Annotated in this window: 2 protein-coding genes and 1 pseudogene; 1 reads left to right on the top strand and 2 read right to left on the bottom strand. The window is 70.6% G+C overall.

From position 1 onward, the window contains the following. Nucleotides 1–750: pseudogene (locus tag V7067_RS09475) on the top strand (thermonuclease family protein); the annotation flags it as partial. Between the two features lie 85 nt (nt 751–835). Here the strand turns inward: V7067_RS09475 and V7067_RS09470 are convergent. Together V7067_RS09470 and V7067_RS09465 are read right to left on the bottom strand one after the other, a co-directional pair. Beyond that, nucleotides 836–2470, bottom strand: coding sequence for a lysine--tRNA ligase (locus V7067_RS09470; protein WP_334175650.1), 1635 nt, complete (start codon nt 2468–2470; stop codon nt 836–838). 172 nt (nt 2471–2642) lie between these two features. Beyond that, the gene (locus V7067_RS09465) at nt 2643–4253 is read right to left on the bottom strand and encodes a HAMP domain-containing sensor histidine kinase (RefSeq protein ID WP_334175649.1); all 1611 of its coding nucleotides are present in this window, start codon (nt 4251–4253) and stop codon (nt 2643–2645) included. Nucleotides 4254–4771 lie beyond the last annotated feature (518 nt).

Raw genomic sequence — 4771 nt, 5'->3', positions numbered from 1 at the left:
TCGCTGCCGGCGCCATCCGGCGGACGCGATGTGACACCGGCTGCCCCCGCGGCGGCGGGCGGCGGGCCGGTCGCGGCCGGCGCACCGCCGGCCGGCACGCCATCCGCCCCGCAGCATCTTTCCCGTGTCATCGTGGAGGACGCCGGCCATCTGCGGGCCGGGCCCGGCACGGGCCGGCGGATCGCGCTGGCCGGCATCGCCGCCCCGGCGGCCGGCGAAACCTGCACGGCGGCCGACGGCAGCCGCTGGCCGTGCGGCGCGCGGGCACGCACGGCGCTGCGCAATCTCATCCGCATGCGGCCGCTCGACTGCACGGCCGTGACGGCGGCAGACGGCGGCACCGCCATGGCCTGCCGCATCGCCCCGCGGGCCGGCGAGGACGGGCCGGGCGGCCCCGATCTTGCGCTGTGGCTGGTCGGCAACGGCTGGGCGCGCGCAGTTTCGGCCGAACTTTCCGCCCACGAGGACGAGGCCCGCCGCGCCGGGCGCGGTTTATGGGCCGATGCCGACGAACCGCTGTCGGACATCGCCGCCGATGCCGCCGCACTGCCGGGCAGCGGCAGCGACAGCAGCCGCGGGGGCGATGAACCCGGCACGGCCGCTTCCGCCGGCGCACTGGTGCCGCCGGCCCCGCCGACGGAACCTGAACCGGCCGTCGTCGCGCCCTATCCGGCGGCACCGCCGCCGGTGGGCGCGCCGGCCACCGGCGAGCCCCTGCGCCTGCCCTCCGCCCCGCCGGCCGCACAATAGCCGCCCCTCGCAAACGACAACGGGGCCGGCGGCAGGCTCTGCCGCGGCCCCGTTGCGACGGGTGTTTTCGACCGGCAGCGCCGAATCAGCGCGCCAGCGCGGCGCGGATCAGTGCCCGGGTTTCCGGAATGCCGTAGAGCGCCACGAACGAGCCGAAGCGCGGGCCGCGCTCCTGCCCGAGCAGCAGCCGGTAGAGCGTGGAAAACCACGTCAGCGCCACGCCCGGCCGGCCATCCGGCCCCGGCTTGGCGGCATCGGGATAGATCAGGCGGCCGACTTCGTAGACCGCATTCTGAATCTCTTCCGCGTGCGCGCTTTCCGGCAGGGCGGCAAGGGCGGCATCGAGGGCCTGAAGCGCGCTCGTCTCGGTCTCGTCCGCCTTGCGGAACACCTTCCCCGGCTTCACGAAATCCGCGAAATAGCGGATGGCATAGCCCACCAGACGATCGAGTTCCGGCTCGCTCTGCGGGCTGGCGCCCGGCGCATAGCGGCTGAGGAAGCCCCACAGCACGCCCGCATCCTCCGCATTGGAGGCAGAGACGAGGTTGAGCAGCATCGTGAACGACACCGGCACACCATGCGCCGGCGGATGGCCGGAATGGATGTGCCACACCGGGTTCTCGATCTGCGCCTCCGGCTTCTCCGCCGGATACTTGCCGAGGAACGTGTAATAGTCGTCGACAGCGCGCGGGATCACGTCGAAGTGCAGCTTCTTGGCCGCCTTCGGCTTCTGATACATGAACAGCGACAGACTTTCCGGCGACGCATAGGTCAGCCACTGCTCGATGGTGAGACCGTTGCCCTTGGACTTGGAGATCTTCTCGCCGTTCTCATCGAGGAACAGTTCGTAGTTGAAGCCATCCGGCGGCGGGGCACCGAGAGCGCGGCAGATCTTGCCGGAGGTGCGCACATTGTCGATGTGGTCCTTGCCGGACATCTCATAGTCCACGCCCAGCGCCGCCCAGCGCATCGCCCAGTCGGGCTTCCACTGCGCCTTGACGCGGCCGCCGGTCACCGGCGTTTCCACCAGCTCTTCCGTTTCCGGATCGCGGTAGACGATGGTGCCCGCCAGCGGGTGCGTCTCCAGAACCGGCACCTGCAGCACCACGCCCGTGCGCGGACACACCGGCAGGAACGGCGAATAGGTCTTGCGCCGCTCCTCGCGCAGGGTCGGCAGCATGATCTCCATCACCTGATCGTAGACGGAGAGCATCTTCAGCAGAATGGCGTCGAACCGGCCGGCGGCATAGTAGTCGGTCGCGGAAGCGAACTCGTATTCGAAGCCGAAATGGTCGAGAAAGCCGCGCAGCATGGCATTGTTGTGCCCGCCGAAGCTGTCGTGGGTGCCGAACGGATCGGGCACGCGCGTCAGCGGCTTGCCGAGATGCTTCATCAGCATGTCGCGGTTGGGCACGTTCTCCGGCACCTTGCGCATGCCGTCCATGTCGTCGGAGAAGCACAGCAGGCGCGTTTCGTAACGGTCTTCCGTCATCACGCGGAAAGCATGGCGCACCATGGTGGTGCGGGCGACCTCGCCAAAGGTGCCGATGTGCGGCAGGCCCGAGGGGCCGTAGCCGGTTTCGAACAGCACCGTGCCGCCGCCGCGTTTTTCCACGCGCTCCACCAGCTTTCGCGCCTCTTCAAAAGGCCATGCACGCCCTTTGACGGCGGCCACGGCTTCTGCAGCGTCGAAGATCCGGGGAACGGGGCTTTCGGTCATCTGGCAAACGTCCTTGGAACGACAGCGGCGCGCTACAAACGGCAGAGACGCGCGCCGGCCCGCCGGCAGCGGAATTGCCCGCCGGCTGGAGCACGCACCGCTTTAAGCGAAGCGCCCTTTCCGGACAACAACCAGTTTCGCCGGACCGGGCCGCGGCGGCCGCAATTCCGCCTCAGCCGCGCGCGCTCGCCCGCCGCACGGCATCGAGATCCACCGGCCGGTCGGGAATGGTGAAGGTGAAGGTCGCGCCGGGGGGGCCGCCGGCGAGCGCGATCTGGCCGCCGTGGGCGCGCACCAGTTCGGCCGCGATGGCAAGCCCCAGCCCGACGCCGCCCGGCCGCGCGCCGCCCGTGAAGGCGCGGAAAAGGTGCTCCCGCGCCCGCGCCGGCACGCCGGGGCCGGTATCGGCCACGGTGATGCTCGCCACCGTGCCGGTGCGTTCGGCACTGACCGTCAGCCGCTTTACGACGCCCGGCCGGTCGCGCGCGGCGTGAAGCGCCTGCACCGCATTGCGGCCGAGGTTGACCAGAATGCGGAACAGCTGTTCGGGGTCGGCGTCGACTTCCAGATCCGGCGGCACGGCGTTGACGAACGCGATGTCGCTCGGCCCGGCCAGCCCGACCGCCTCGCGCATTTCCACCACGACATCGCTGACGCGCACCAGCCGGCGTTCCGGCGGCGCCTCGCGCGCGGCGCCATAGGCCATGACGGAGCGGGTATAGGCGACCGCCCGGTCGAGGGTTTCGGTGATTTTCGGCGCCAGACGCTGCACCATCGGATCGTCGGCGCTGGCCAGACGGTCGGAGAGCAACTGGGCGGAGGCGAGCAGGTTCCGGAGATCGTGGTTGATCTTGGAGACGGCGAGCCCCAGTTCGGCCAGCCGCCGGCGCTGCTGCAGGGTGCGCGACAGCTCCTGCTGCATGCGCCGCAGCCGGCGCCAGGCATCGCCGATCTCGTCGCTGCGCAGCGAGGGCTCCAGCACATGGCCGAGATCCTCCGGGGCGGCGGCAAAGGTCTCGATCGCATGGCTCATGTGCTGCAGCGGGCGCACGATCAGCCGGCGCAGGCTCCAGTAGATGAGCGCCGCCGTCAGAAGCGAGATGACCAGCGAAATCGCCAGAATGCGCGCGGCATAGCTGACCATGGCGTGATAAAGCGGCGCCTCCGGCAGCACCACCTCCACCCGGTCGCCGGTGCCCTGCAGCGGCGCGGAAACGCGGATCATGCGCTGGCCGCGCGCCGCCAGCACATCGAGGGCGTCGATCATCGGCAGCATGCGGCCGGGCCGGTCCAGATCGACATGCAGGCCCACCTTCAGCGGCTCGCGCGAAAGGGCCAGCAGCCGGCGACGGTCACCCTCCACCACCGCCAGCGCCAGCGCACCGGTGGCATTCACGATCGAGGCCTGCAGCGTCGGCGAAATCTCGCGGCTGTCGCTGAGAATGAGCGCTGCCACCGCCGCCCGGCCCAGCGCATCGCGCAGCCAGCTGACCCGGAAGCCGGCGAGCGAGGGCACGAACACGGCCATCTCGCAGGCCATGACGAACACCACCGTGAGGCCGAGAAGTTTGGCGGACAACGACAGCCGCCCGCGGCGGCGGCGCGCGGGCGCGCCCGCAGGCCCGGCCCCGTCGCCGGGCGTGATGGCCAGACTGCCGGCGGTGCCGGCGGCGGGGCTCGCCCCGCCGGGCGCAAACGGGCTGCCGGGGCCGCTTTCGCCGGCCCCGTCACCGGCCGCGGTTTCCTGCAGGCCTGCACGCTCGCCCCTGTCCTCCAGGGTCATCGTCACCTTCCCCGATACGTCGCCCCCTTGCAAAAGGCCGGATGCCTCCGCGACATTGCCCTGCGACGTATACCCGTTCGCAAAATGCGGTGCTGCGCGGGGTTCGTCAAAGGAATGTACGCGCAAAAATGCATCGCGCGGCGTCTCTTTCCACCCCGCGCCGGCCCGCCGACCGGTTGGCGCGGCCGGAATAACGCACTGAAAACCCGCCGCGCGCGTTGACTCCGGCCGCATCCGCCCCTTATAAGCCCGCACGATCGGTTCCGGCGCCGTCGTTGCGGGCAGCATTGTGCCTGCCCGCACGGATCAGGCCGCAGCGCGCTTCGCGGCGCCTGCGGGCGATGTGGCCCGCGAACCCCCGGGGCATGGTGCGAGGTGCGCCGCGTCCTGTCACTTCCGATTCTAAGAAGCGATCCCTCCGGCGTCCCGCGGAGCGATCGGCGAGGACCCGCGGGAGCGGACTAGTTCGATGACCAAACGTACCTATCAGCCGAGCAAGCTCGTGCGTAAGCGCCGCC

The sequence above is a fragment of the Pseudoxanthobacter sp. genome, from assembly GCF_036822375.1.
In the GTDB taxonomy this organism is placed as follows: Bacteria; Pseudomonadota; Alphaproteobacteria; order Rhizobiales; family Segnochrobactraceae; genus Pseudoxanthobacter.
This window is presented reverse-complemented; position numbering and strand designations above follow the sequence as displayed.